This is a genomic window from Mesorhizobium sp. LCM 4576, assembly GCF_001854815.1.
GTDB classification, from domain to species: Bacteria; Pseudomonadota; Alphaproteobacteria; order Rhizobiales; family Rhizobiaceae; genus Mesorhizobium; species Mesorhizobium plurifarium.
In genome coordinates, this window is sequence record NZ_MDDT01000057.1 from 577,193 (window position 1) to 603,389 (window position 26,197).

26 protein-coding genes and 1 pseudogene are annotated in these 26,197 nt (G+C 64.2%); 12 read left to right on the plus strand and 15 right to left on the minus strand.

Going from position 1 to position 26,197, the window contains the following annotated elements; all coding sequences use genetic code 11:
- Window position 1: 1 nt before the first annotated feature.
- The 5 genes from LCM4576_RS28440 to rpsF all read right to left on the minus strand — a co-directional run bounded on the left by LCM4576_RS28440 (window position 2) and on the right by rpsF (window position 3,471).
- Window positions 2–325 carry a YnfA family protein gene (locus tag LCM4576_RS28440; protein ID WP_041010741.1) on the minus strand — a complete coding sequence of 108 codons (324 nt, stop codon included), beginning with the start codon at window positions 323–325 and terminating at the stop codon, window positions 2–4.
- Window positions 326–392: 67 nt separating this feature from the next.
- Entirely contained in the window at window positions 393–1,679 is a 1,287-nt protein-coding gene (locus LCM4576_RS28445; RefSeq protein ID WP_071035735.1) for a cyclopropane-fatty-acyl-phospholipid synthase family protein, read from the minus strand.
- Window positions 1,680–1,923: 244 nt separating this feature from the next.
- Window positions 1,924–2,508: a 50S ribosomal protein L9 gene (gene rplI / locus LCM4576_RS28450; RefSeq protein ID WP_040984793.1), complete on the minus strand. Its 585-nt coding sequence runs from the start codon at window positions 2,506–2,508 to the stop codon at window positions 1,924–1,926.
- A 220-nt stretch (window positions 2,509–2,728) separates the two neighbouring features.
- Window positions 2,729–2,977 carry a 30S ribosomal protein S18 gene (gene rpsR, locus LCM4576_RS28455; RefSeq protein WP_006203718.1) on the minus strand — a complete coding sequence of 83 codons (249 nt, stop codon included), beginning with the start codon at window positions 2,975–2,977 and terminating at the stop codon, window positions 2,729–2,731.
- The gene (gene rpsF, locus LCM4576_RS28460; RefSeq protein ID WP_040984630.1) at window positions 2,977–3,471 is read right to left on the minus strand and encodes a 30S ribosomal protein S6; all 495 of its coding nucleotides are present in this window, start codon (window positions 3,469–3,471) and stop codon (window positions 2,977–2,979) included. Before rpsF ends, rpsR begins: the two co-directional genes overlap by 1 nt.
- 370 nt (window positions 3,472–3,841) lie before the next feature.
- Between rpsF and LCM4576_RS28465 the strand changes: the two genes are divergently transcribed.
- The 3 genes and pseudogenes from LCM4576_RS28465 to LCM4576_RS37385 all read left to right on the plus strand — a co-directional run.
- Window positions 3,842–4,468 (plus strand): bifunctional 2-polyprenyl-6-hydroxyphenol methylase/3-demethylubiquinol 3-O-methyltransferase UbiG, encoded by a 627-nt coding sequence (locus LCM4576_RS28465; RefSeq protein WP_071035921.1) that lies wholly within the window; start codon window positions 3,842–3,844, stop codon window positions 4,466–4,468.
- 196 nt (window positions 4,469–4,664) lie between these two features.
- Window positions 4,665–6,269, plus strand: a complete 1,605-nt coding sequence (locus LCM4576_RS28470; protein WP_071035736.1) for a pilus assembly protein — start codon at window positions 4,665–4,667, stop codon at window positions 6,267–6,269.
- A gap of 32 nt (window positions 6,270–6,301) precedes the next feature.
- Window positions 6,302–6,424 (plus strand): annotated as a pseudogene (locus tag LCM4576_RS37385) (short-chain dehydrogenase/reductase); the annotation flags it as partial.
- 70 nt (window positions 6,425–6,494) lie between these two features.
- Here the strand turns inward: LCM4576_RS37385 and LCM4576_RS28475 are convergent.
- Window positions 6,495–8,420, minus strand: coding sequence for an LTA synthase family protein (locus LCM4576_RS28475; RefSeq protein ID WP_071035737.1), 1,926 nt, complete (start codon window positions 8,418–8,420; stop codon window positions 6,495–6,497).
- 277 nt (window positions 8,421–8,697) lie between these two features.
- Here LCM4576_RS28475 and fabD point away from each other — a divergent pair, with 277 nt between their 5' ends.
- From fabD to gmk, 7 genes are all read left to right on the plus strand, one after another.
- Window positions 8,698–9,639, plus strand: coding sequence for an ACP S-malonyltransferase (gene fabD, locus LCM4576_RS28480; protein WP_071035738.1), 942 nt, complete (start codon window positions 8,698–8,700; stop codon window positions 9,637–9,639).
- A gap of 60 nt (window positions 9,640–9,699) precedes the next feature.
- Window positions 9,700–10,437: a 3-oxoacyl-[acyl-carrier-protein] reductase gene (gene fabG / locus LCM4576_RS28485; RefSeq protein ID WP_041010746.1), complete on the plus strand. Its 738-nt coding sequence runs from the start codon at window positions 9,700–9,702 to the stop codon at window positions 10,435–10,437.
- Window positions 10,438–10,644: 207 nt separating this feature from the next.
- Window positions 10,645–10,881 carry an acyl carrier protein gene (locus LCM4576_RS28490; RefSeq protein WP_006203723.1) on the plus strand — a complete coding sequence of 79 codons (237 nt, stop codon included), beginning with the start codon at window positions 10,645–10,647 and terminating at the stop codon, window positions 10,879–10,881.
- Between the two features lie 34 nt (window positions 10,882–10,915).
- Window positions 10,916–12,178, plus strand: a complete 1,263-nt coding sequence (fabF, locus tag LCM4576_RS28495) for a beta-ketoacyl-ACP synthase II (RefSeq protein ID WP_071035739.1) — start codon at window positions 10,916–10,918, stop codon at window positions 12,176–12,178.
- 155 nt (window positions 12,179–12,333) lie between these two features.
- The gene (gene mltG, locus LCM4576_RS28500) at window positions 12,334–13,581 is read left to right on the plus strand and encodes an endolytic transglycosylase MltG (RefSeq protein ID WP_071035740.1); all 1,248 of its coding nucleotides are present in this window, start codon (window positions 12,334–12,336) and stop codon (window positions 13,579–13,581) included.
- Window positions 13,582–13,717: 136 nt separating this feature from the next.
- Window positions 13,718–14,608, plus strand: a complete 891-nt coding sequence (locus LCM4576_RS28505) for a YicC/YloC family endoribonuclease (protein ID WP_071035741.1) — start codon at window positions 13,718–13,720, stop codon at window positions 14,606–14,608.
- 5 nt (window positions 14,609–14,613) lie between these two features.
- Entirely contained in the window at window positions 14,614–15,288 is a 675-nt protein-coding gene (gmk, locus tag LCM4576_RS28510; RefSeq protein WP_071035742.1) for a guanylate kinase, read from the plus strand.
- Between the two features lie 25 nt (window positions 15,289–15,313).
- On the opposite strand, the gene LCM4576_RS28515 is transcribed toward gmk, so the two are convergent.
- The 9 genes from LCM4576_RS28515 to LCM4576_RS37050 form a co-directional block, all read right to left on the minus strand.
- Window positions 15,314–15,607 (minus strand): type II toxin-antitoxin system mRNA interferase toxin, RelE/StbE family, encoded by a 294-nt coding sequence (locus LCM4576_RS28515; RefSeq protein WP_071035743.1) that lies wholly within the window; start codon window positions 15,605–15,607, stop codon window positions 15,314–15,316.
- Window positions 15,604–15,912: a type II toxin-antitoxin system RelB/DinJ family antitoxin gene (locus tag LCM4576_RS28520; RefSeq protein ID WP_071035744.1), complete on the minus strand. Its 309-nt coding sequence runs from the start codon at window positions 15,910–15,912 to the stop codon at window positions 15,604–15,606. The genes LCM4576_RS28515 and LCM4576_RS28520 overlap by 4 nt, the downstream gene beginning before the upstream one ends.
- 117 nt (window positions 15,913–16,029) lie before the next feature.
- On the minus strand, window positions 16,030–16,875 hold the full coding sequence (gene rsmA / locus LCM4576_RS28525; RefSeq protein ID WP_071035745.1) for a 16S rRNA (adenine(1518)-N(6)/adenine(1519)-N(6))-dimethyltransferase RsmA: 846 nt from the start codon (window positions 16,873–16,875) through the stop codon (window positions 16,030–16,032).
- Window positions 16,876–16,882: 7 nt separating this feature from the next.
- Window positions 16,883–17,917 (minus strand): 4-hydroxythreonine-4-phosphate dehydrogenase PdxA, encoded by a 1,035-nt coding sequence (pdxA, locus tag LCM4576_RS28530; protein WP_071035922.1) that lies wholly within the window; start codon window positions 17,915–17,917, stop codon window positions 16,883–16,885.
- Between the two features lie 75 nt (window positions 17,918–17,992).
- Window positions 17,993–18,916, minus strand: coding sequence for a peptidylprolyl isomerase (locus LCM4576_RS28535; protein WP_071035746.1), 924 nt, complete (start codon window positions 18,914–18,916; stop codon window positions 17,993–17,995).
- Between the two features lie 197 nt (window positions 18,917–19,113).
- A complete protein-coding gene (locus LCM4576_RS28540; RefSeq protein WP_071035747.1) occupies window positions 19,114–21,525 on the minus strand; it encodes an LPS-assembly protein LptD in 2,412 nt (803 codons plus the stop codon).
- Entirely contained in the window at window positions 21,525–22,607 is a 1,083-nt protein-coding gene (lptG, locus tag LCM4576_RS28545) for an LPS export ABC transporter permease LptG (RefSeq protein ID WP_071035748.1), read from the minus strand. Before lptG ends, LCM4576_RS28540 begins: the two co-directional genes overlap by 1 nt.
- 2 nt (window positions 22,608–22,609) lie before the next feature.
- Window positions 22,610–23,806 carry an LPS export ABC transporter permease LptF gene (gene lptF, locus LCM4576_RS28550; RefSeq protein WP_071035749.1) on the minus strand — a complete coding sequence of 399 codons (1,197 nt, stop codon included), beginning with the start codon at window positions 23,804–23,806 and terminating at the stop codon, window positions 22,610–22,612.
- A gap of 198 nt (window positions 23,807–24,004) precedes the next feature.
- Window positions 24,005–24,202, minus strand: coding sequence for a hypothetical protein (locus tag LCM4576_RS37050; RefSeq protein ID WP_131803308.1), 198 nt, complete (start codon window positions 24,200–24,202; stop codon window positions 24,005–24,007).
- Here LCM4576_RS37050 and LCM4576_RS28555 point away from each other — a divergent pair.
- Together LCM4576_RS28555 and LCM4576_RS28560 are read left to right on the plus strand one after the other, a co-directional pair.
- A complete protein-coding gene (locus tag LCM4576_RS28555; RefSeq protein ID WP_071035750.1) occupies window positions 24,183–25,709 on the plus strand; it encodes a leucyl aminopeptidase in 1,527 nt (508 codons plus the stop codon). The genes LCM4576_RS37050 and LCM4576_RS28555 overlap by 20 nt on opposite strands.
- Before the next feature lie 3 nt (window positions 25,710–25,712).
- The gene (locus LCM4576_RS28560) at window positions 25,713–26,162 is read left to right on the plus strand and encodes a DNA polymerase III subunit chi (protein WP_071035751.1); all 450 of its coding nucleotides are present in this window, start codon (window positions 25,713–25,715) and stop codon (window positions 26,160–26,162) included.
- The last annotated feature ends 35 nt before the right edge of the window (window positions 26,163–26,197 follow it).

Sequence of the window (26,197 nt, forward strand, 5' to 3'; positions counted from 1 at the left end):
CTCAAGCCCCGCGCGGCGCAAGCAGGATGACGAAGGCGCCGACGATGCAGATCGCCGCGCCGGCCAAGTCCCATCGGTCGGGGCGCGCGCCTTCGACCAGCCACAGCCAGCCGAGCGAGGCCACGATGTAGATGCCGCCATAGGCGGCATAGGCGCGTCCCGCCACGTCGGTGTCGACCAGCGACAGCAGGAAGGCGAACAGCGCCAGCGAGACGAGGCCAGGAACGAGCCAGAGCGGCGACTTCTCCAGCCGCCACCACGCCCAGAACGAGAAGCAGCCGGCGATCTCGGCAAGGGCGGCTGCGGTGTAGATGAGGTAGGTCATGAAAAAGGTCTCGCGAACGAGACCTTTTTCATGGCGTCAGGCCACAATGGCAAGCGGCATTGCGCGCCTATTCAACCTTCTTGCGGCGGGTCGGCTTGGAGGGGGCAGTCGCCGCCGGCTCCTTGTGGCCGATGTCGCGCAGCTCCAGCGCCTTCTCGCATTTGGCCATGTAGTCGCGCGTCATCGGCAGCGTGTCGTTCTTCTTGGCGATCTGGAACTGGAAGATCACCAGGTCCTGCCAGCGGAAGGCGGCCTCGGAGGCGGCGAGGTAGAACTCCCACATCCTGCAGAAGCGCTCGTCATAGATCGCCTTCGCCTTGTCGCGGTTGGCGGCAAAGCGCGCGCCCCAATGCTTGAGCGTGTCGGCGTAATGCAGCCGCAGGATTTCGATGTCGGTGACGACGAGGCCCGACTTCTCGATCGCCGGCAGCACTTCCGACATCGCCGGGATATAGCCGCCGGGGAAGATGTACTTGCGGATGAAGGCGCTGGTCGCCCACGGCACGCCGGAGCGGCCGATGGTGTGGAGCAGCATGACGCCGTCCGGCTTCAGAAGCGTCGCGGCCTTGTCGAAGAAGGTGCGGTAGTGGTTGACGCCGACATGCTCGAACATGCCGACCGAGACGATGCGGTCGAAACGCTCGTTGATGTGGCGGTAATCCTTGAGATCGAAATGCACGCGGTCCTGCAGCCCCTGCGCATGCGCGCGGTCGGTCGAGACGCCGTGCTGCTCCGTCGACAGCGTCACGCCCTGCACGTCAACGTCGAAGGCCTTGGCGAGATAGAGGCCGAGCCCACCCCAGCCGGAGCCGATGTCGAGCACCGTCTGGCCCGCCTTGAGCCTGAGCTTGGCGGCGATGTGGCGCTTCTTGGCAAGCTGCGCTTCGTCCAGCGTCATGTCGGGCTGCTCGAAATAGGCGCAGGAATACTGCATGTCCTCGTCGAGGAAGAGCTTGTAGAGCTCGCCGGAGAGGTCGTAGTGCCGCTCGACGTTACGGCGCGAGCGCGAGGCGGTGTTGATCTGCTGCAGCCGGCGGAAGGCGTGGCGCAGGCCCTCGATCGCCTTCGACCAGGTCACGTCGATGCCGCTCGAGCCCATATTCTGGAACGCGATGCGCATCAGGCCGAGAACGCCGCCCTCGAGCACGTCGAGTTCGCCGTCCATGTAGGATTCGGGCACCGCGAGCATCGGGTCGAAGGTGATGGCGCGCTCGGCATGCGAGGTCTTGATATGGATATGYACCGGTTCGCCGCTGCCGTCGCCGAACTTGTGCGTCGTGCCCTTCGGGCCGGTCACCTTGAGGTCTCCGACGCGCACCAGGCGTTCGAGAACGTGTTTCAACAGGATGTTCATGACCAAATGTCCCCTCAGTCGGATCACCCGGTAATCGGACTGGAATGCCAAAGCGAAAGTGCCACAGCGCGCGGCCCGCGTCCAATCGACGCGCTACGCTGTAATGTGCACAAGATATGGGGTGTCGAAAAGTTCCATTTGGCACAAAAAAGCCCGGGTCGGAGACCCGGGCGTTGGTCCAGAAATCCTGGACATGTGTGAGCCGAGGCGATGCCTCGGAAACTGTGCCGGTCAGGCCCGGCGATCAGGCGTTCTCTTCGCCGCCTTCGAACTCGGCGTTCGGATCGAAGAAATTCTCCGGCCGCGCATTGTCGTTGATGTCGTCGCCATAGATGGCTTCGGCGGTGGTCAGCGTCTCGCCCTTGGCCTGGCGCTCCGCCTCGTCGGCCGAACGGGCGACGTTGAGCGTCACGGTGACCTCGACTTCCGGATGCAGCGCGATCGCGACATTGGAGAGGCCGATGGTCTTGATCGGCTGGTTGAGCTCGATCTGGTTGCGGCTGACGGTGAAGCCTTCGGCGGTCAGCAGCTCGGCGATGTCGCGGGTCGACACCGAGCCGTAGAGCTGGCCAGTCTCGCCGGCCGAGCGCACGACGATGAAGCTCTTGCCGTCGAGCGTCTCGGCGATCTTGGAGGCCTCGGACTTGCGCTCCAGGTTGCGGGCTTCGAGCTGAGCGCGCTGGCCTTCGAACTTCTTCTTGTTGGCTTCGTTGGCGCGCAGCGCCTTGCCCTGCGGCAAAAGGAAATTGCGGGCGAACCCGTCCTTGACCTTGACGGTCTCGCCCATCTGGCCGAGGCGGGAAATGCGCTCGAGGAGAATGACTTCCATGGTTTCGTTCCTTTCGGTTGGCRCCATCTGGGACGGCGTCGGATTCGTTGGAACAGGTCAGGAAGCAAAAAGGGCGTCGCCGCCGGTGTCGCTGTCCWGCCTGTCTCGGCAGTTAGAGGCTATTCGCCCCAACTCGGGATTTGACTTCAAACCGCCATGGCGCCCGTCRCCGCGGGGTGGAAGCGGGCGGCAAGCCGSCCGCCTTGAACTTCATCAGGCCTTAGCGGACCACGTAGGGCAGCAGGCCGAGGAAGCGGGCGCGCTTGATCGCCTTGGCGAGCTCGCGCTGCTTCTTCTGGCTGACGGCGGTGATGCGCGAGGGCACGATCTTGCCGCGCTCGGAAATGTAGCGCTGCAGGAGACGCACGTCCTTGTAGTCGATCTTCGGGGCATTGGCGCCGGAGAACGGGCAGGTCTTGCGGCGGCGATGGAACGGGCGCCGGGTCGGGATCTGGTTGATGTCGACCATTATTCTGCACCCCCTTCAAAGCCTTCGCGCGGACGGCGCGGGCCACGGTCGCCGCCTTCACGGTCGCCGAACGAACGCGGACCACGGTCGCCGCGGTCGCGGTCGCCGAAGGAACGCGAGCCACGATCGCCACGGTCACGGTCGCCGAAGCCGCCGCGCTCGGAGCGCTCTTCGCGCTTCTGCATCATTGCCGAAGCGCCTTCCTCATGCGCCTCGACCTTGATGGTGAGGAAGCGCAGGACGTCTTCCGACAGGCCCATCTGACGCTCCATTTCGTTGAGCGCGGCCGGCGGGCAGGTGATGTCCATCAGCGTGTAGTAAGCCTTCCGGTTCTTCTTGACCCGGTAGGTGAGGGACTTCAGTCCCCAGTTCTCGATCCGGCCGACCGATCCGCCATTCGCGGTGATGACGCCCTTGTACTGTTCGACAAGCGCGTCAACCTGCTGCTGCGACAGGTCCTGCCGGGCAAGAAACACATGTTCGTAAAGAGCCATTATGTCTTTCTGCCTTTCTTCGTTTCTCTGTCCGGCCCTCGCGGCTAAGCCTCTGCAACTTGTCTGACCCGACGGAACGGGGAAGAAAGGAGCATCACGAGACGGTCGAGAGCGGAGACACGGGAGGCTAAAAAGCGCTTCTGGCTTCGTGTCGCGGCTTCGAAAAGCCACGGCCCTCCGTTCAGCCCCCAGCAAGGACCGGCAGATTGCGGGCGTCTATATAGCAATTTCCGGCGAAGGCAAGGCCGGGTCGTGTGTCAGACTGAATTTCTGCTATGGCCGAGAAACAAGTCGCCGCTATGTCACCAATGGCCGAAAGCGTGAACGGCCGATGGACGAGGGGCACCTCTTGCTGGGGAAGAACGTTAGGATGAGCACTGACCGGGACACCGTGCGATCCTATGATGCAGACGCGGCGCAGTACGCCGCCGAGGCCGCGGCGATGCCCCAATGGGTCGCGGCCGAGATCGATGCGTTCGTGGCCGAACTTGGCGGCTCGGGAAGAGTGCTGGAGATCGGAAGCGGCGGCGGGCGAGATGCAGTCGAGCTTGAGAAGCGGGGGATCAGCGTCCGACGTACCGACGTTGCACAGGGCTTCGTCGAACTTCTTCGCAAGAGCGGCTTTGACGCCGACCTCTTGGACCCGCTGACCGACGACCTGACAGACCCGCACCGTCCCGGCATGCCGTACGAYGGTATCTGGGCCTGTGCCTGTATGATCCACGTCGCGCGCGAGGATTTCGGCACAGTGCTTGGAAGACTTGCCGAGGCGACCAGGACCGGCGGCCGGCTGCATGTCTCGGTCAGAGACGGCGACGGCGAGGATGTCTCGATAGGCGGCAGCGCTGCGGCGCCACGACGCTATGTCGAGACATACTGGCGCGAGGCCGCCCTGCGGTCCGAACTGACAGACGCTGGCTGGACGGTCAGCGAGATACGTCGGTGCATGGGTAGGCCCGATGATTGGTGGCTGAGCGCTCGGGCGAGCCGTGCATGAGGTCCATTGCATTTCGGGCAGGCGGTGCGCCAGCGCGACCGATACCCGATCTTGCGGTAATCGGGCTTTAACCACCCCAAAAGGTTGCACCCGGTTGTAACCGCGCGTTTATCATGAAAGGAGCATGAGAGGCGCGCGGGCCGCAAGGCGGCCGGAAATCGGCCGATTCCCATCAAGCAATTCCAGGGGGTAGGGAATGCTTCTCAGGCAGTTTTGGCGCTCTCGGCGCGGCAATTTCTCGTTGATGCTGGCGGTGGGCATGCCCGCCATGCTGGGCGCGGTGGCGTTTGCGACCGACGTCTCGACGCTGATGCGGGCCAAAAGCAATCTGCAGAACGCGCTGGACGCGGCGAACCTCGCTTCCTCGCATCTGGGCGACGCCGAGGTGACGCGCGCCGATGCCTTCAACAGCTATTTCCAGGCCAATATCGCCAGCCACGGCGAGCTTTCCAACCCGAAGGCCACGCTGACGGTCGACAGGGGCGTCAACTTCGTCAAGACCAGGGCCACCGCCTCGGCGGACGTCAATCTCAACTTCGCATTCCTGTTCGGCGCCGAAAAGCACATCAGCGTCGACGCTTCCGCGGTCGAATCCAACAACCAGCTCGAAGTGGTGCTGGTGCTGGACAACACCGGCTCGATGGCCGGCGCGCGCATTACCGCGCTGCGGACGGCGACCAAGTCGCTGCTCGATTATCTCGAAGCGGTCAAATCGCCGACCCGTTCCGTCCGCGCCTCGCTGGTGCCCTTCGTCACAGCCGTCAACGTCAATGGCCCCGAATTCGACCCGTCCTGGCTCGACATGGACGGCAAGTCGTCCACCAACGGCGTCAATTTCCCGATGATCGACGGCAAGCGGCCGAACCATATGGCGCTGTTCAGGCAGCTTGGCCAGAAGGGCGGATGGAACAACACGGGCTGGAAGGGCTGCGTCGAGGCGCGGCCAGGTGCCTTGAACATTTCCGATACGCCGCCGGACCCCTCGAAGCCCGATACGCTGTTCGTGCCGTATTTCGCGCCGGACGATCCGGACGTCGCCAAGAAGCCGTCGGCCTCCTACGGCAATTCGTCGACCGGCTACAACAATTCCTATCTGGACGACAGTATCGACAAGACCAAGCTGAACCAGAACATACTGGGCATCGATCTGAGCGGGCTGCTGACGGGCGATCTGACGACGATCGCGAAATACGTCGCCTCGACCGCGAAGATAATCACCGAGACTGGCAGCACGATCACCATCGGTCCGAACCGCGCCTGCCCGACGCCGATCATTCCCCTGACCGACGACTTCGACAAGCTGCGCCTGGCGGCAAGCCAGATGAGCGAGTGGAACGGCTCCGGCACCAACGTGTCGGAGGGCTTGAGCTGGGGCCAGCGGGTGCTGTCGCCGCAGCCGCCTTACACCGACGCCGCCCCTTACAAGACGGCCGGCGTCACCAAGGTGGTGATGCTTTTGACCGACGGCGAGAACGTCGTCTACGGCGCCTCCAACACGCCGCAGAAATCGGACTACACCTCCTACGGCTACCTTGCCAGCGGCCGTTTCGGTTCAAGCAACCAGACGACGGCGGCGCGCAACGTCGACGGTTGGACCAAGGATGTCTGCGCCCAGCTGAAGAGCCAGGGTGTCCAGATCTACACCATGGTGCTGCAGGCCGACACGGCGGYCAACCGCTCGCTCTACAGCGCCTGCGCATCCGACCCGAGCGACTACTACGCCGTCGAGGACCCGGCCAAGCTGCCCAACGTGTTCCAAACGATCGCCAACAAGTTCTCCAGGCTGCAGCTCACCAACTGACGGGGGCGCCGCGGCCATGACGACGGGCGGCACCTGCAACGAAGCGGCGCTACGCGGCGGGAAATATGGYGCGCCAAGTCAGCCTTCTGYGCCRCTTAGTCCCCGCATCCGCATTCGACAAGAGCCTGCGAAAGCAGCTCGGGCTGCCGGTCTGAAGCTGAAATCAAGGGCATCCGAGACCGACGGCAAGCTGACACACGACGAAATCGTCTTTCGCAACTCATCTCAGCTCGTATGCGCCACCAGCTTGTCCACCGTCTCGGGGAAGAAGTCGGGCGCCGAGTGGCGCTTGCCGAACATCATGTCGTACTGGATGAGGCGGAAATCGTTGATCCGCGGATCGATCTGCTTTTGCCTCGCCCAGTCCGGCGTCGCTTCGCCTGCGGGCGACAGGAGCAGATTGCGGTCGACCACCCGGTAATGCTCGCGCAGCGCGCCGAGGAAACCGGTGTAGTAGGGGTGGGTGATGCCGGCCGTGGTCAGGATATGGTAGGGCAGGAAGGCCGGGCTGACCGAGCCCAGGTTCTGCACCGGACCGGAGCGGTTCGACCAGATGATCAGCGGCGTGTCGTGGTGCTCGAGCGCGGCGTCGCTAGGCTCCTTGCGCGGCGCGACATTGTCCTTGAGGAAGCCGGTCTCGACATAGACCGGTCCGAGCGGCGGCAGATGGTCGCCGAAGAAGGCGATGATGGTCGGCCGCGGGCGGGCCTTCGCCCAGTCGATCAGCCGCTGCAGGCCGCGGTCGGCGTCGGCCGAGCCCTCGGCATAGGAAAGCAGCGATTCCCGCGCCCAGGAACTGATCGGCGCATCGACCGAATGCGTCGGATTGTAGTAGCGGTAGGGCTCGTAAGGCCCATGGTTCTGCAGGCTGACGGCGAACAGGAACACCGGATCGTCGCTGGCGTCCGCCTCGCGGATGATCTCGTCGGTCATCGCCGCGTCGGAAGCCAGCGGCCCGCGCTTCTCCATCGGCGGCAGCGTCTCTTCCGAGCGGAAGTCGTTGAAGYCGAAATCGGCATAGACGGCGCCCCGGTTCCAGAACCAGTTGGTGCCCGGATGGATGGCGTGCGCCCGGTAGCCCTCGCTCTTCAGGAAAGTCGCCAGCGAGGGCGTTGGGGTGCGCACATATTGCTGGTAGGGGATCGAGCCGGCCGGCAAGAAGGCATTGGAAAAGCCGGTCAGCGCCTCGAATTCGATATTGGCGGTCATGCCGCCGAACTCGGGCGAGAACATCGAGCCGGAGCGCAAGGCGCGTACTGTCGGGATGGGGTCGGGCTTGATGCTGACGCCGGGCAGCTGTGTCGGATCCCAGAAGGATTCGCTCATCACCACCACGATATCCGGCTTATCGTCCGGCACGGAAGCGGCGACATCGGGCCGCTGGATCGCATCCATCGTCTTTTGCGAATAGCCGGGAGGCGCCRAGACATGCGCCATCGGCACGTTCATCGCGAAGGCCAGCGCAAAGCCGTTGGAGGCGTAGTTCTCCTTCTGGTCCCACATGATCGGGATGATCTGCAGCCGGTCGCGCGTCCACGAGAAGGTGGCGTAGTCCATGATCGAGACGAAGAAGGCGAGCAGCGGCACGGCAAGCGCCAACCGCGCCAGGCGGCCCTTGCGGCTGAGGATCGGAACCCGCCGCCGCCAGGTCCGCCAGCAATAGACGAGCAGCGTCAGGCCGCCGATTATGGCCGCGGCCARCATGACCGCCGTCCACGGCCGTTCGCGCACCAGAAGCGRCATCAGCGCCACGATCTGGCGGGCAAACAGGAAATCGGTCGGATAGAGCGGGTCGCCGAGATAATGCGATTTCTGGTGGCCGACAAAGGCAAGCGCCAGCGTCAGYGGCGCCACGATCATCAGGCTCTGGTGGCTGCGGCCCAATATGGCGTCAAGCCCGACCAGCACCAGCGCGAAGAGGATGATGGTGGTCCAGCCCGGCTTGAACGGCTGCAGGAAGAAATCGACCGTGCCGAAGAAATCGCCGCGCACGATCCATTCGATCGCGAAGACAAGCAGGGCCGCCGCGAGAACTGTAGTCAGGCCATAGCGTACGGTCGGCCAGGTTCGTMCGGGCAGATAGCCGGTGGACGGATCGTCTTCCAAAAAGCCCGGCACGGGCTTGGCCACGCCTTTTCTGGTCCTTGCCACTCTGTTTTCCCCCGGCCCACGCAACACGCCTTCCACGCCCGTCACGCTTCTGTCATCGAAGTGTCACGCAAAGCTAGCGCCTGTGGCGGAAATAAGAAGAGCCAGCAACCCAAACGTGAGCGGTTTTCATCAGGTGTGATCGCCAAAAAGCCTTTCGGAACAGGCAGTCGRCAACCTTTTCCGGCCGAATTGCGGATCCAAAGGGCGCCGGCGGGCTTGACTTGGCCGTCCGCCTTGCGCCAGAGGCAGGAAAAAACCAGCCTCGGGAGAGACTTCAATGGCCGTCGCATTCACCTTTCCGGGACAGGGCAGCCAGGCCGTCGGCATGGGCAAGGACCTCGCCGACCAATTCCCGGAAGCGCGCCGCGTCTTCGAGGAAGTGGACGCCGCGCTCGGCGAAAAACTGTCGAAACTTATCTGGGAAGGGCCGGAAGAGACGCTGACGCTGACCGCCAACGCCCAGCCGGCGCTGATGGCGGTGTCGCTGGCGGCGATGCGGGCGCTCGAAGCGCGCGGCTTCTCGCTGAAGGACAAGGTGGYCTATGTCGCGGGCCATTCGCTGGGCGAATATTCCGCGCTTGGCGCGGCCGGCTTCGTTTCTGTCGGCGACGCCGCTCGGCTGCTTAGGACCCGCGGCAACGCCATGCAGGCGGCGGTGCCGGCCGGCGAGGGGGCGATGGCGGCCATCATCGGGCTGGAGCAGGCCGATGTCGAAGCGGCTTGCGCGGAAGCGGCCAAGGGCTCGGTCTGCCAGGTCGCCAACGACAATGGCGGCGGCCAGCTGGTGATTTCGGGTGCCAAGGCGGCGGTCGAACTGGCGGCGAAGCTGTGCACCGAAAAAGGCGCCAAGCGGGCGCTGATGCTGCAGGTGTCCGCTCCCTTCCACTCGGCGCTGATGGCGCCGGCGGCCGACATCATGCGCGAAGCGCTGGCTGGTGTCGCGAAATCGGCGCCCGTGGTTCCGATCGTCTCCAATGTCACCGTGACTCCAACCAGCGACCCGGACGAGATCGCCCGTCGCCTGGTCGAGCAGGTGGTTGCCCGCGTGCGCTGGCGCGAGACGGTGGAATGGTTCGGCGCCAATGGAGTGTCGACGCTTTACGAGGTCGGCGCCGGCAAGGTGCTGTCGGGCCTGGCGCGTCGTATCAACCGCGAGATCGCCACCGCCGCCGTCGGCACTGCGGCGGAAGTCGAGGCGGCGCTGGCGACGCTCGCCTGACAGGCTGGCGATTTGACGGCACCTGTGCCAAGGGTGCCTCTCTGAGATCAGGAGAGAAAAATGTTCGAACTGACCGGCCGCAAGGCGCTCGTCACCGGCGCAACGGGCGGCATCGGCGAGGCGATCGCCAGGGTGCTRCACAGCCAGGGCGCCATCGTCGGCCTGCACGGTACCCGCGTGGAGAAGCTGGAAGCCCTGGCCGGCGAGTTGGGCGACCGGGTAAAGCTGTTTCCGGCCGATTTGACTGACCGTGACGCGGTCAAGGCGCTCGGGCAGAAGGCGGAAGCCGACCTCGAAGGCGTCGACATATTGGTCAACAATGCCGGCATCACCAAGGATGGCCTGTTCGTGCGCATGTCGGACGCCGACTGGGACAGCGTGATCGAAGTCAACCTGACCGCCGTGTTCCGGCTCACCCGCGAGCTCACCCATCCGATGATGCGCCGCCGCCATGGCCGCATCATCAACATCACTTCGGTGGTCGGCGTCACCGGCAATCCCGGYCAGACCAATTACTGCGCCTCCAAGGCCGGCATGATCGGCTTCTCCAAATCGCTGGCGCAGGAGATCGCCACCCGCAACATCACCGTCAACTGCGTCGCTCCGGGCTTCATCGAATCGGCCATGACCGACAAGCTCAACGACAAGCAGAAGGAGACGATCATGGCCGCGATCCCGACAAGGCGCATGGGCACCAGCGCCGAGGTTGCGTCCGCCGTCGCCTATCTTGCTTCCAATGAGGCGGCTTACGTCACCGGCCAGACCATTCATGTGAATGGCGGCATGGCGATGATCTAAGGGCGATCTGGGGCGCCGGGCGCCTGTGAAAACAGCCATTTCGGCTTGGACGCCCGTCATTTTTCGTGTAATGCGGCCCGCAACCCGGCGGTTCGGGCAAAAACCGGTCCTGTGGCGTTGCGTTGCCCGCAAGACCATCTTTCAGCTTGATTAGCGGCATTCCGCCCGCTAACGAAGATAGACAACATAAGACGAGGATTGCCCCAAATGAGTGACACCGCAGAGCGCGTCAAGAAGATCGTCATCGAGCATCTCGGCGTCGATGCCGACAAGGTGACGGAGCAGGCGAGCTTCATCGACGATCTGGGCGCGGACAGCCTCGACACGGTCGAACTCGTCATGGCGTTCGAAGAAGAGTTCGGCGTCGAAATTCCGGACGATGCCGCCGAGACCATCCTGACCGTCGGCGATGCCGTGAAGTATATCGACAAGGCCTCGGCCTGAGTTCTTTCGCGGGCATCACCGGGGAGGACCTGCGATGAGGCGTGTCGTCGTCACGGGCCTTGGCCTGCTTTCGCCGTTCGGCATGGGCTTTGAGCACAGCTGGCGGGAATTGCTCTCCGGCCGCAGCGCCTGCCGCCGCGTCACCGAATTCGAGGTGGACGATCTTGCCTGCAAGATCGCCCACATCATTCCGCGCGGCGACGGCTCGAATGGAACCTTCAATCCGGAGGCCGTGCTCGAGCCGAAGGAATTGCGCAAGATCGGCGACTTCATCCTTTACGGCATCGCGGCCGCCGACGAGGCGCTGGCCGATTCCGGCTGGAAGCCCGAAACACATGAGGACCAGTGCGCCACCGGCGTGCTGATCGGCTCCGGCATCGGCGGAATCGACGGCATCGCCGAGAACGCGATGATCCTGAAAGATCGCGGCCCGCGTCGCATCAGTCCCTTCTTCATCCCCGGACAGATCATCAATCTGGTTTCGGGCCAGGTTTCCATCCGTCACGGCTTGAAAGGCCCGAACCATGCGGTGGTCACCGCCTGCTCGACCGGCGCGCATGCCATCGGCGACGCGGCCCGGCTGATCATGTGGGGCGATGCCGACGTCATGGTGGCGGGCGGCGCCGAAGCGCCGATCACCAGGCTGTCGATCGCCGGCTTCGCCGCCTGCCGCGCGCTCTCCACCGAACGCAACGACGCGCCGGAAACCGCTTCGCGTCCCTATGACCGCGACCGCGACGGTTTCGTCATGGGCGAGGGCGCCGGCGTCGTCGTGCTGGAAGAGCTCGAGCACGCCAAGGCGCGCGGCGCCAAGATCTATGCGGAAGTCACCGGCTACGGACTGACCGGCGACGCCTACCACATCACCGCCCCCGCCGAGGACGGCGACGGCGCCTTCCGCTGCATGACGGCGGCGCTGAACCGGGCGAAGCTTTCGCCGGCCGATGTCGATTACATCAACGCCCATGGCACCTCGACCATGGCCGACACGATCGAGCTTGGCGCGGTCGAGCGGCTGGTCGGCAATGCGGCCTCGAAGATTTCGATGTCGTCGACAAAGTCGTCCATCGGCCATCTGCTGGGCGCCGCGGGCGCTGCGGAAGCGATCTTCTCGATCCTCGCCATCCGCGACAATGTTGCGCCCGCCACCATCAATCTCGACAATCCGGAACGCRAGACGGCGATCGACCTCGTGCCGAACAAGCCGCGCCAGCGCCAGATCGACGTCGCGCTGTCGAACTCCTTCGGGTTCGGCGGCACCAACGCCTCGCTCGTGTTCCAGCGTTATAATGGCTGAGTAGCAACCGGAGCAGTCCCACGGAGCGCGCGGTTTCCCCTCCGAATTGCTCAGAGACAGACTAATCGGCAGTCCGCCAACTGCCGTCATTTTTGCCAAATTCGCCCCTAGCTTTTCGGCGGGGGATTCGTTGCAAGATCAGACGGCAGGGCGTCATGAACACTAATCCGAGCGACGGGGAATTCGGACGGCAAGGCGCGAAGGGGCCGATCGTGCCGAAGACCGCCGCCGAGGCGTTGCGTCCGGAAGCCGGCACACCACCGCCGTCGAAGCGTTCGCGCGCCTCGCGCAGCCAGGTCGTCGTGTTCCTGAATTTCTTCCTCTCCTTGGTCATCCTGGTGGTGCTCGCCTCGGGTGCGGCGCTCTATTTCGGCATGCAGGCTTTCATCGAGCCTGGCCCGTCCGCCAATGGCGACACCTTCATGATCAAGCCGAACACCGGCGTGCAGGAGATCGCCGACCAGCTCGAGCGCCGCAGCCTGATCAGCGATGCCCGCATCTTCCGGCTCGGCGTGCGCGCCACCGGCAATGAATCGGCGCTGAAGGCCGGCGAATACGCCATCAAGCCGCGCGCTTCGATGCGCGACATCATGGAGCTTTTCAAGAGCGGCAAATCGGTGATGTACTCGCTCACCATTCCCGAAGGGCTGACGGTCGAGCAGGCGCTGCAACGCGTGGCCGATCAGGAGGCGCTCACCGGCGACATGCCTGCGACCTTGCCGCCGGAGGGCAGCATTGCCACCGACACGCTGCGCTTCACCCGCGGCGCTACCAGGCAGCAGATGGTCGACAAGCTGATCGCCGACCAAAAGAAGCTGGTCGAAGACGTCTGGTCGCATCGCGCGCCCGATCTGCCGATCGCCAACATCGATGACTTCGTCACGCTCGCCTCGATCGTCGAGAAGGAAACGGGCAGGAGCGACGAGCGTTCGCGCGTCGCCGCAGTGTTCCTCAACCGCTTGGCCAAGGGCATGCGGCTGCAGTCTGACCCGACCATCATCTACGGCCTGTTCGGCGGCAAGGGAAAGCCCGCCGACCGCCCGATCTATCAGTCGGACCTCGACAAGCAGACGCCTTACAACACCTACATGATCAAGGGCCTGCCGCCGACGCCGATCGCCAATCCGGGCCGTGCGGCGCTCGAAGCGGTCGCCAATCCGTCGAAGACCGACGACCTCTATTTCGTCGCCGACGGCAATGGCGGCCATGTCTTCGCAGCGACGCTCGAAGAGCACAACCAGAACGTCGCCCGCTACCGGGCGCTGCAGAAGAAGCAGGCGGACGCCGCCGCCAAGGCTTCCGGCCAGACGACGGCGCCGGCCGCTCCCGATGGCAATGCCGACGGCGGTAACAACAGCGACGGCGGCGAGAATGGCGACGCCGGCGGCGACGCCGCGCAGTAGGCTTGCCGCACGCGTCCTTTGACGCGGGGCCATATTCATGTTTTGAGGGGGCGCCGGCAGATTGCCGGGCGATTTCTGGGGCGCGCAGCGCGCTGGGCCACGCATGCCTGGGCTGCGACAGGGGGACGACAGGGCAATGAGCCTGCAGAGCATGACCGGTTTTGCGCGGTCCGCCGCCGAAAGCGATGGCACCTCGATCGCCTGGGAGGTGAAATCGGTGAACGGCAAGAGCGCCGAGGTGAGGCTGAGGTTGCCGCAGGGCTTCGACCGGCTGGAAACCGGCGTCCGCCAGACCGTTCAGAAGCGCTTCGCGCGCGGCAATTTCCAGGCGACGCTAACCGTCGGTCGCGCCGCCGCCAGGCAAACCCAGCCGGTGGTCAACGAGGCCTTCCTCAAGGATCTGGCGGGGCTGGCCAAGCGCTTGCAGGAGCAGTTCGGCACCGAGCCTGCCACCGCCGACGGCCTGCTCTCGCTGCGCGGTGTGCTCGATGTTCCCGAGGCCGTCGAGACCGAGGAGGAGCGGGCCGCCCTTGACGCCGCGATCCTGTCGGCGCTCGAGGCGGCGCTTACCGGGCTGGAGCAGGCGCGCCGAGGCGAGGGCGCGGCACTTGGCGCGCTGCTCGCGGGCCATATCGACATCATCGAGGCGCTGACGCTGAAGGCGGAGGCCGATCCCTCGCGCGAGCCTGCGGCAATCCGCGAGCGCATCGCCGAGCAGGTGCGTCTGTTGATGGACGCCTCGGCCAACCTCGATGCTGTCCGGCTGCACCAGGAAGCTGCCTTCCTCGCCACAAAGGCCGACATCCGCGAGGAGATCGACCGGCTGAAGACGCATGTCGCATCTGCGCGGGCGCTGCTCAAAAGCGGCGGCGCCGTCGGCCGCAAGCTCGATTTTCTCGCGCAGGAATTCAACCGCGAATCGAATACGTTGTGCTCGAAGTCGAACGCCGCCGCGGTGACCGCGATCGGGCTTGAGCTCAAGGCGGTGGTCGACCAGTTTCGCGAGCAGGTCCAGAATCTGGAGTGACGGGAATGGTTGCCAAGGAGCCGACGGCTGCCAGGGATCTGGGATCCCGCATCCGCCGCCGCGGATTGATGCTGRTGCTGTCGTCGCCCTCGGGCGCCGGCAAGTCGACGATCGCGCGCAACCTGCTGGAAAAAGATTCAAGTCTGGAGTTGTCGGTATCCGTCACCACACGGCCGCGCCGTGGCTCGGAGATCGATGGCGTCCACTACCATTTCACCACCATGCGCGAATTCGAGAGGCTGCGCGATTCCGACGCGCTGCTCGAATGGGCCGAAGTGCACGGCAACTGCTACGCGACGCCGCGCGAGCCCGCGGAAGTGGCGCTGGCCGAGGGCCGCGACATGCTCTTCGACATCGACTGGCAGGGCGCCCAGCAGCTCAAGGAGAAGATGCGCGCCGACATCGTCTCGATCTTCATCCTGCCGCCGTCGATGAAGGAGTTGAAGGCGCGCCTGAAGCGCCGCGCCGAGGACCAGGAATCCGTCATCGAGACCAGGCTGAAGAACGCCCGCCTCGAGATCGAGCATTGGAAGGAATACGACTTCGTCATCGTCAACGACGATCTCGACCGCGCCTTCGCCGAGGTCCGCGCCATCGTCACCGCAGAGCGTCTGCGCCGCGACAGGCGGCCTGGCCTGTTCGACTTCATTTCGGGATTGCTGGACGAGAAGACGGGGTGAGGCAGGCCGGACAAGCCGGATAGCGTCAGCTATCTGTACGATCGTCGGGCCACCGCTGTGCTCCGTGAAGCACGCGAAGGATTCGAATCCTGCTCTCGACTAACTGATAGACCGCGACATATGGCGTGCCCACGATGACAAGCTCTCGTGTTCCTGAGAGTCTGCCGGTACGGYCGCTCTCGGGAAAGTCGCGGAGATGGCCTGTCGCGGTAACAATCCGCTCATCGATCGCAATTGCGGCGGCAGGGTTGTCAGCCTCGATATACGTGAATATCCCGTCGCGATCCGAAAGTGCGAATGCCGACCAGACGATCTTCAAGATTTAGGCTCGTTGATCTTGCGACGCGCTGCAGCGCGTCTTTTAGAGAAATGCGCCTCGACTTGTTCGTCAGGGATGTCGGCTCGGGTGTCGTCCAGTGCTTCGCGCACTTTGGTGCGAAACCACGCGTCGTACGCCTCGCTATTTGCGAGCAGATYGATGGGCAGCACACCCTCGTTGGCGGTTCGGGTGAGAAGGATCCGAACCGCATCTGAAACCGTAAGTCCCATACTTTCGAGCACTGCCGAAGCCCGATCACGGATATCAGCATCGATGCGCGTCTGAACGAGTGCGTTCGCTGGCATTGGAAATCTCCTAGATCTTCAATGTAATGCATCTGAATGACAAATGCCAGCCTGCTGCATCGGATCAGTGGACTGATGGAGAAGCTGAGGCGCTGTGGCTAAGGCGTCCCTAACTGGCTACACCGCGTTGGTCAGCCTCACAAACTCCTCGACGCTCAGCGTTTCGGCCCRCCGCGTCGGGTCGATGCCGGCGCGCAGCAGCAAGGCCTCGCCGCCGAGGCTCTTCACGCTTTGCCTGAGCATCTTGCGGCGCTGGCCGAAGGCGGCTTCGGTGACGTGGCCGAGCTTTTTTGCCTCGGCGGGCAGGGGCGACGAGCGCGGCACCAGATGCACGACGGAGGAGGTGACCTTGGGCGGTGGAATGAAAGCCTGCGGCGGCACGTCGAAGGCGATTTTTGCTTCCGCGCGCCAGCCGGCCAGGACGCCGAGCCGGCCATAGGCGTCACTGCCGGGACCCGCGGTGATGCGCTCCGCCACTTCGCGCTGGAACATCAGCGTCATCGACTGGTAGAAGGGCGGCCAGTCGGCCACCGTCAGCCAGCGGATCAGAAGCTCGGTGCCGATATTGTAAGGCAGGTTGGCGACGATCTTGACCGGCTCACCATTCGCCTCGCCGGCAAGTGCGGCAAAATCCGTTTTCAGCGCATCGCCTGGTATGACATCGAGGCGTCCGGGATAATGGCTGGAGATATCCGCCAGCGCCTCCAGGCAGCGCTCGTCGCGCTCGATGGCGACCACGCGGTGCGCGCCGTTGAAGAGCAGTGCCCGYGTCAGCCCGCCGGGACCAGGRCCGACCTCGATCACGGTCGCCTTGCCGAGATCGCCGGCCGCGCGGGCGATCTTGCTTGTCAGATTGAGGTCGAGCAGGRAATTCTGCCCGAGCGCCTTCTTGGCCTGCAGGCCGTGCCGCTCGATCACTTCGCGCAGCGGCGGCAACCCGTCGATCGTGGTGCGCGCGTTCAATTGAGCCTCATGCTGCGGCGGTCCGCCCCCGCCGTCCGCTGTCGGCCAGCCGGCCCGCCAGCCTCAGCGCGGCGATCAGGCTGTCGGGGCGCGCTATGCCCTTGCCGGCGATGTCGAAAGCGGTGCCGTGATCGGGTGAGGTCCGGATGAAGGGCAGGCCCAGCGTCACGTTCACCGCCTCGTCGAAAGCCAGCGTCTTGGCCGGGATCAGCGCCTGGTCGTGATACATGCAGAGCGCCGCGTCATAGGAGGTGCGCGCACGCGGATGAAACATCGTGTCGGCCGGCAGCGGCCCGATCGCGTCGATGCCTTCCGCTTTCAACGTCTCGRCCGCCGGGGCGACGATTGCGTTATCCTCGGAGCCCATGGCRCCGCCTTCGCCGGCATGCGGGTTGAGCCCGGCGATGGCAAGCCTCGGCCGGGCGATGCCGAAACGGCTCTTGAGATCGGCGGCGGTGATGCGCGCGGTCGCGACGATCAGCTCCGTCGTGAGCACCTTCGGCACCTCGGCCAAGGCGATGTGAATGGTGACCGGAACGGTGCGCAGATCAGGTCCCGCCAGCAGCATCACCGGCGTCACGTCCCTGCCGGTGTGCCGCGAGGCCAGATGCRCCAGATATTCGGTGTGGCCGGGAAAGCCGAAACCGGCATCGTAAAGCGGCTTCTTGGCGATCGGGCAGGTGACCATCGCCGCCGCGCGGCCGGCGAGGCAGTCCGCGACRGCGCGGTCGATGGCTTCGACGGTGCCGGCGGCATTGGCCGGGTCCGGCTGTCCTGGGCTGTCGAAATGGCGCGCATCGAGCGGTACGACGGGAAGCATCCGGGAAAAATGATGCGCTGCCTGTCCCGGCAGCGTCTCGGCAATGGTGACATTTGCGCCGACGAGCCGCGCGCGGGCTTCGATCAAAGCTGGGTCGGCAATGAGATAGAAGGGCGGCACGCCGGCGCTCTCGCCCGCTTGCCAGGCGGCGATGGCGATCTCGGGTCCGATGCCCGAGGGGTCGCCGACGCTGAGCGCAAGCGGGGCACCGGTCTTTTGCATGCTCATACCAGGGCGCGGACCAGGCCGCTCATGGTTTGGGCGAACTCGCTGCTGCGTCGAGACACGCTTGTCGCTCTAGCGCTCGACGATCTTGGCCTTCTGGCGCAGTTCGGCGACGTATTTCTTGCTGAGCTCTTCGGCGTCCTTGTCGTTGCCGCCTTCGGCCTGGAACACCATCTGCGCGGCCTTGTCGTCGGAGACCTCGCGCGAGGAGCAGACGCCGATGAACTCGACGCCACGCTCGGTCTCGCGGGTCGGCGTCGCGCCGCCGGTCTTGGTCGCCTTGATCTGCTCGGCCCAGTCGGACGGCAATTGCGGCGCCAGAAAGCGGCCGAGATCGCGCACGGTGACGTCGAGCAGGCCCTTGGCGAAGTCGCGCGTGGTGTTACAGCCGTTGAAGCGGGCACGCATGGCGTCGGCCTCGCGCTTGCGTTTGGCGAGCGTGGCGGCGCGCTCCGATGCCGGYACCACGAAGATCACCTGCTGCAGCATATATTCCGTCGCCGTCGGCTTGGCGCCGCCCTTGTCAAGCATGCGCCGCACGGCGTCCTGCTCGGTTACCGAGCCGCCTTCGCCGGAGCGGTAGCGTGCGCTGAGCGCCTGGTTCCAGGCCATCTGGGCGCGGATGAATTCCTTGAAATGCTCCTTGGTGACGCCCGATTGCGCCATGATCGCGTCCAGTYTCGCCAGCGGCATCTTGTTGCCTGAGGCGAAGCGCTGGTAGGCAGCGTCGACCTGCTGATCGGAGATGCGGATGCCGAGTCGCTTGGCTTCGGCCAGCCGCAGCGTCTGATCGATCATCTCCTCCTTGGCATCGCCCTTCTTGTGCTGCAGCTTGAAGAAGGCGGTGCGGTGCGCGATGTCGCCGGAGGTGATCGGTATGCCGTTGACGACATACTTGATCTCAGCGGCGAAAGCAGGCTGCACGGCAGCCGTGACCGAAACCGAGGCCGCCGCCACCAGAAGCGCCAATCCCGCTGAAAACAGGTATTTCCTCATCTTACCTTCCCGATCTTTCCCCACCATGACGGCGCCGCGCGTCCTCCGAACGCCTGCGCCATGCAGTCGATCCCATGCCCGTCCTATGCGGCGAAACGATGTCGCCGGYGCATGGCCCTGAGAATCAGGCCCATTCTCGAAGGATCACGCTCCAAATCAAGACCAAAGCCCCATCGGCGCGCGCGCCTGCCGCTTGGTCACTGGATGGTATCGACCGCGCTTGTTGACGAACCGAAATCGCCGAGCGTGCGGAACGACAGGTTGAAACCGATGTTCTGCGACACTTCCTTGGTGACGGTGTCGCGCGTCTGCGAATACGTCATGATGTAGGTGAAGCAGGAATCATTATAGGCGAAGCCGACACCGTCCTTGACCAGCACATTTGTCTGGAGGTCGTAGGTGCCCGTGCCGAACAGCCGCCAATTCTGCGCCAGATGCGTCGAGGCGCCCAGCGTGAGCTCGTGGCGGTCGGTGGTGAAGCCATAAAGCGGCTGCGCCTCGATGAAGGCATATTTGGCGCTGAGCGATATCGGCAGGCTGGAATAGGCAGCCTTCACTTCGGCGCGCCTGACCTCCCAGGTCTGCTCGTCGAAACGACCGCTCAGCGAGCCGGAGAAACCGCTCGGGCTGTTGAAGCCTACGAGGCCGACATAGTCCGAGGTCCGCTTGTCCAGGCCGGACTCTGCCCCGACATTGACGAGATCCGGTGCGGCAAAGGAGTTTTCGCCGGCGAGCTGGTAGGACTGGCCGAAGATGGCGTTCGTGGCCCAGCCATTGTCGTAGGCGCCCGAGTACCGGAAGCCGACATTGGCGCGCGTGCCGCCTTCGATCCGGTCATAGCCGGAGAATTTATCGCGCTCGAACAGCGTCGTGGCGTCGAAGACGAAGCTCTGCGCGTCTTCGTTGGGGATGGCCAGTCCGCCGACATATTGTTCGTTCGGACGCACGAAGACCTGCGCGGTCGGCTCCAGGATGTGGCTGGAGCTGGGCATCGAGAACAGGAGCGGCCAACGCGCCTCGAGGCCGAGGGTGGCCATGTAGCGGGCGAGCGAGGAGCGCATGTCGACGTCTTCGCCCAGATTCGATCCCATCTGGTTGACGGCGGCGAGCGAAGCCGAATTGGCGTTGACGTAGCCGGCGTCGCYGCGGAAGGCGAGCAGTGGCGTCAACTGCAGGCCGCCATCGGTGGTGAAGGTGCGCTTCCACTCGGCTTCCGCACTCAGCCGGCTCGATTCGCCTTCGATGCCGCGCACATTGTTGATCRAATCCGGGTCRYTGGCATTAGCGAGCACGGYGTCCAGCCGGTTGYGGCTGATCACGCGCGCGTTGACGTTGAACGACAGCTGTCYGCCGGCCACCGAGGTGTCGGGGATATAGGCATAGTCGAACGACGGCAGCACCCAAGGCTGCTTGGCGGAGCGCGACGTCGGATCGCTGGAGAGCGTGTCTTCCTGAACCTCGAAGCGCATGGCGCGGACGTCGAAATAATTGCGGTCGCTCAAGCCGGTCAGATAGATCGACGACTGGTGGACGAGGTCGCTGTAGCCTTCGATATTATAGGTGCGCGAGAATTCCTTGTCGGTCTGGAGCAGCACGTCCCAGCCGAAATTCCAGCGCTCGTTGATGGCGAACTGGCCCTTGGTGCCCATCATGCCGCGGAACTTGTTCGGATCGCCGGGTTCGCCGGAATTCACATTATGGCCGGCGGAATCGATGAATGCGTCGGGATCCTGCTGATTGATGCCGGCGATCTTTAGCGTGTACTGGCCGTTGTTGAAGCGCTGGCGCCACTCGGCCTCGCCGAGGAAACCCTGCTTGGTATATCCGCTGCCGGTGACGGTCAGGTCATAGGTCGGGGACAGGGCGAAGTAATAGGGGACTTTGACGCCGACGCCGAGATGGTTGTTGTAGACGATGCCGGGGATCAGGAAGCCGCTCTTGCGCTTCACCGTCGGGTCGGCGATCTCGAAGGCCGGCAGGTAGGCGAGCGGGAAGCCGAAGAACTCGAAATTCGAGTTCTCGAAGCGGACCGTCTTCTTCTCGCCGTTCCAGATGATCTTCCGCGCCTTGACGCGCCAGGTCGGCGCTTTGTCCGGCTTGTCCTCGCAAGGTTCGCAGGCGGTGTAGACGCCGTTGTGGAAGGTGGTGAGCACGCCGCCCATGCGCTCGGCGCTCTCGGCGGCGAAGTAAGCCTTGTCGATCGTCTCGACGCGCAGCGCGTTGAGAAAGCCATCGGCGAAATCGTCGGTGATGTCGATATGGTCGGAATTGACCTTGGTGCCGTCGCTGTTGATCAGCTCGACGGCGCCGCTGGCGACGAGCCGCTTGGTGTCGCGGTTGTACACCACGCGCTGGGCGACCAGCTTGTTGCCGCCATAGTCGATCTGCACACCACCGACGGCCGTCACCGTGTGCTTGTCGTTGTCATAGACAAGCGTATCGGCGGCCAGCAGCATCTGCGAGCCGGAGGGGACGGGCTTGGCAGTAATCTGCTGCGCCAGCGCGGGTGCCGTCGGCACCGCACAAGCGAACAGACACGCCAAGGCGGTCGCCCCATAGAGGCGTGCCAAACCGGCCTGCCTATGGCTGCGCAATCCAGCCTCCCTCACTAGCCGTCTTCCTTGTATAGCAGAAACGTCACCCCAAAGAACATAGCCACGACAACCGGAACCCATGCAGCCACCACCGTAGGCACGAATCCGGCTACACCGAATGCCTTGACCAGTACCGAAACGACATAAAGCAGAAAGCCGGCCACGACGCCACCCAGAATCATCGTTGCCGACTGCCCCATTCGCGCAAATCGCATTGAAACTGTTGCGGYAATCAGCGTCATGGCCACGAGAAGGAACGGTAACGCCACCAGCGAATCAAATTGCATGGCGAAGGCGTTGGCCTTCAGGCCGAAGGAGCGGGCGACCTCAATCTTGCGCGGCAGCTCGTAGAAGGGGATGGTTTCCGGGCGCGCCAGGCGCTCCTGCACGAATTCCGGCTTGAGATTGGTCGGCACCTTGTCGGACGCCAGCGCCTGGATATTGCCGCCCTTGAAGACCTTGACGTCCTGCAATTCCCAGTAGCCGTCGCGCAGGAAAGCCTTGGCGGCATCCTTGCGCTCGGCGATGTTGCCCTGCGGGTCGAGGATGAAAAACACCGCATCCGCCATCTCCAGCCCCTGGTTGAGGATGGCGCGAGCGCCGATGATGGTGTCGCCCGATTCGGTCTTTTGCCTGAGCCACGGCGTGACGTTGGTGGTGACCGCATTCGACTTGCCGGCCCTGAGGTCGTTCTCCATCTGCTCGGACCAGGAAAAGCCATGCGCGGCGATCGGGTTGATGATGGCGACCGACAGCACGCCGAACATCAGTGCGCCGACGCAGCAGGGGAACAGGAACTGCCAGGCCGAGACGCCTGCCGAACGCGCGATGACCAGCTCATAGCGGCGGTTGAGCGACACCAGCGTCGCCATCGCCGAGAACAGCCCGACGAACRGCACCGTCTGCAGCATGATCATCGGCATCCTGAGCGCCGAAATGGCGAAGGCTATGCCGTAGGTGAAGCCGGGCAGCCCGGTCGTGCGGCCGGAAAGCTCGGTAAAGTCGATCAGGAACACCAGCGCCAGCAGGCCCAGGAAGAACCAGAAAGTGATCGAGACGTAGCGGAAGAAGAAATAGCGGCCCAGCGTCCAGCCCATGGTCAGRCTCCCTGGCCCGAAGTGCGGCGCGCGAGCCAGAGCTTGAATGCCGTCCAATTGTCGCCGGCGCGCTTGGCGAGGCCCGTCAGCCAGTCGGCCCAGCTGACCGGCAATTCCATGGTGCGGGATGAGACGATGAACCAGATCGACACCGCGGAGGCGATGAGCGGTATGCCGTAGAGCAGGTAGACATAGTACCAGACCTTATCGGCTTTGCCGGCGGCGAAGAAGCCCAGCCATCGCACGAAARGCGCGATCGCGATCGCCGTGATCAGCGGATTGATGCGTGCTTCGCGATGCGAGCGCGCATCGCCCGCCACCGCAAGCGCGATCAGCGCGAACACCAGCGAATAGGACCATTCGGCGAAGCGCTGGTTGAGCTCCGCACGGTAGTTGCCAGGGTCGCGCTGGAACATCTTGTCATTGGGATCCGGGTTGAGCAGATACGCCGTCGTCCGGTCCTTGGGCAGAAGCRTGATGTCGTTCGCCGCCGACATGAAGGCCGACATGTCGAAGGCGTAAGAGGTAAAGCGGATGACGGAGAGGTCGCCGGTCACCGATTTGCGGTTGATGACGCCGTCATTCATCATCAGCACCTTCTCGTCGCCCTTTTCGACGATGCTGCCTGTCTTGGCATAGTAGGTGAGGCTGGCGCCTTCCTCGCGCGAATCGGCGACGAAGATGCCGCCGAGCCGGTTGCCGGGAAGTCGTTCGCCGACCTGCAGGTAGAGGCCGTCGTCGATCTTGCGGAATGTGCCTTCCTGGATGATCAGCGACACGAGGTCGGCGCGCGAAGCCGCTACCAGCTGGCGGTTCTTCTGCCTGGCATAGGGGTCTATCGCGTTGTCGACGATGAAGGAAAAGGCGCAAGCAAAAGCCGCGAGCAGCAGGATCGGCCGCGCGATCGTCCAGCGCGAGGCGCCCGCGGCGCTGAGCACTGCCAGCTCCGAATCGGTATTCATCGCGCTTAGYGTCTGCGCCACCGCGACCACGAGGGCGAACGGCACCACGATCGGGATGATGGAGGGGATGATGAGCGCCGCGACCTCGAAGAAGGTCAGCGCCGATTGGCCGTTGTCTGTGACGAGGTCGATCTTGGCCAGCACCTGCGTCGTCCACACGATCGCCAGCGTCCAGGCCAGCGCGGCGAGGAACATCGTCAGCGCCCGGCGCATGATGTAGCGTTCAACGACCTTCATGAAGGCTTTTCTCAATTTTGCCGAACGGCATCATGCCCGCCGACAAAGTAGTGATCCGGCGACGCGTGCACAACTGGGTCATAAGCGGCTCGCTCCGGATTGTCGCCCTACGCCGCGTGCCCCGGCGCGGCGGAGTCTCCGCGCCAATGGATAAGAAATGCAAAACATCGATGGTTAACAGCAGGTTACGGCAGCAAGCTAACGCCGTGCCGAGGCGAATCCTTTGTCCATTGTGGCGCTGATATAGACAGCGATTTCGGCCAAAGTCTTGCCAAATGGCTCAAAACGACCAAATGTCGCGCACGCTTGCCAAACCCCTTGCTCGCTCAAAAAACCTTTGCCGGCACCTTCCGGCCATCCCCGAAAGCAGGACCTGATGACGTCGAGACCTTCCATTTCTTTCGCCAAGTTTGCCGCACCGAAAAAAGGCAGTGTCTTCGTCTTCGCGGCCGATGGCGATGGGCTCGGCGAGGCGGCGAAGGCCTGCGATCCGGCCGGCGCGCTTACGCGTGCCTTTCCGATCGCCGATTTCTCCGGCAAGTTCGCAAGCTCGGTTGAGGTGYTGGCGCCGGAAGGAACGTCTGTCGATCGGCTTGTGGCGATCGGCGCCGGCAAGGTCTCAACCCTCGACGACAATGCCTGGCAGAAGCTCGGCGGCGCCGTCGCCGCTTCACTGCGCAAGGCGACCGATGTGGACGTCATCCTCGATCTGCCCGACCTGCAGCCCGACGGCCGACAGGCGGCCARCCTAGCCGCCGGCATCCTGCTGCGCAGCTATTCCTTCGACAAATACAAGACCAGGAAGGACAAGGAAGACGGGCAATCCGATTCGAAGGGGGCAGACGCCAAGAAGGCCGAGACTGCGAAGCCCGCCAAGATAACCATCCATTGCGCCGATCCTGCCGCCGCCAAGAAGGCTTTTGTCGGCGAGGAAGCGGTGGTGGATGGCGTTCTCCTTGCGCGCGACCTTGTCAACGAACCGGCCAATGCGCTGGGGCCCGTCGAATTCGCCGATCGCGTCAAGCAACTGGAATCGCTCGGCGTCGAGGTCGAGATCCTGACCGAGAAAGAGATGAAGAAGCTCGGCATGGGCTCGCTGCTCGGTGTCGCGCAAGGCTCGCCGCGCGGCGCGCGCCTCGCGGTGATGCGCTGGAACGGCGGCAAGGCCAAGGACGCGCCGCTCGCCTTCATCGGCAAGGGCGTCACCTTCGACACCGGCGGCAACTCGATGAAGCCGGCTTCGGGCATGGAAGACATGAAGGGCGACATGGGCGGCGCGGCCGCCGTCACCGGGCTGATGCGCGCGCTGGCCGCGCGCAAGGCGAAGGCCAATGTGGTCGGCGTCATCGGCCTGGTCGAGAACGCTGTCGACGGCCATGCGCAGCGCCCCGGCGACATCGTCACCTCGATGTCGGGCCAGACGATCGAAGTCTTGAACACCGACGCGGAAGGCCGCCTCGTGCTCGCCGACGCGCTCTGGTACGCCAACGACCGTTTCAAGCCGAAATTCATGATCAACTTGGCGACGCTCACCGGCGCCATCATGGTGGCGCTCGGCCAGCATTATGCCGGCCTGTTCTCCAACAATGACGAGCTCGCCGGCCGGATTTTCGGCGCCGGCCAAGCCAGCCAGGAACGGGTCTGGCGCATGCCGCTCRGCCCCGAATACGACAAGCTGATCGATTCCAAGAATGCCGACATGAAGAACATCGGCGGCCGCTACGGCGGCGCCATCATCGCCGCGCAATTCCTGCAGCGCTTCGTCAAGGACACCCCCTGGGCGCATCTCGACATTGCCGGCACCGCGATGGGCGCGCCGTCGAGCGAGATCAACCAGTCCTGGGGCTCGGGTTTTGGCGTGCGCCTCCTGGATCGGCTGGTGCGCGATCACTACGAAGGGTAGGGGATGGCCGACATCCTGTTCTACCATTTGACCGAATCGACGCTCGAGGAGGCGCTGCCTGGCCTGCTCGAGCGCAGTGTCGAGCGCGGCTGGCGCGCGGTGGTGCAGACCGGCACCGAAGAGCGGCGCGACGCGCTCGACCAGCATCTGTGGACCTTCCGCGACGATTCCTTCCTGGCGCATGCCACCGACCGCGAGGCCCATCCGGCCGAACAGCCGATCTTGCTCACCACGGGCGAAGCCAACCAGAACGCCGCGCAGATCCGTTTCCTGGTCGACGGYRYCAACCCGCCYGAGCTTTCCGGCTACGAGCGCGCCGTCTTCCTCTTCGACGGCCATGACGCGGCCCAGCTCGAAGCCGCGCGCGGCCATTGGAAGACGATGAAGGAAGCCGGCCACGCCGTGACCTACTGGCAGCAGACACCCGACCGGCGCTGGGAGCGCAAGGCCTAAGGCCGTCAGCGATCGAGTTCTTCTCAGGCGCCCGC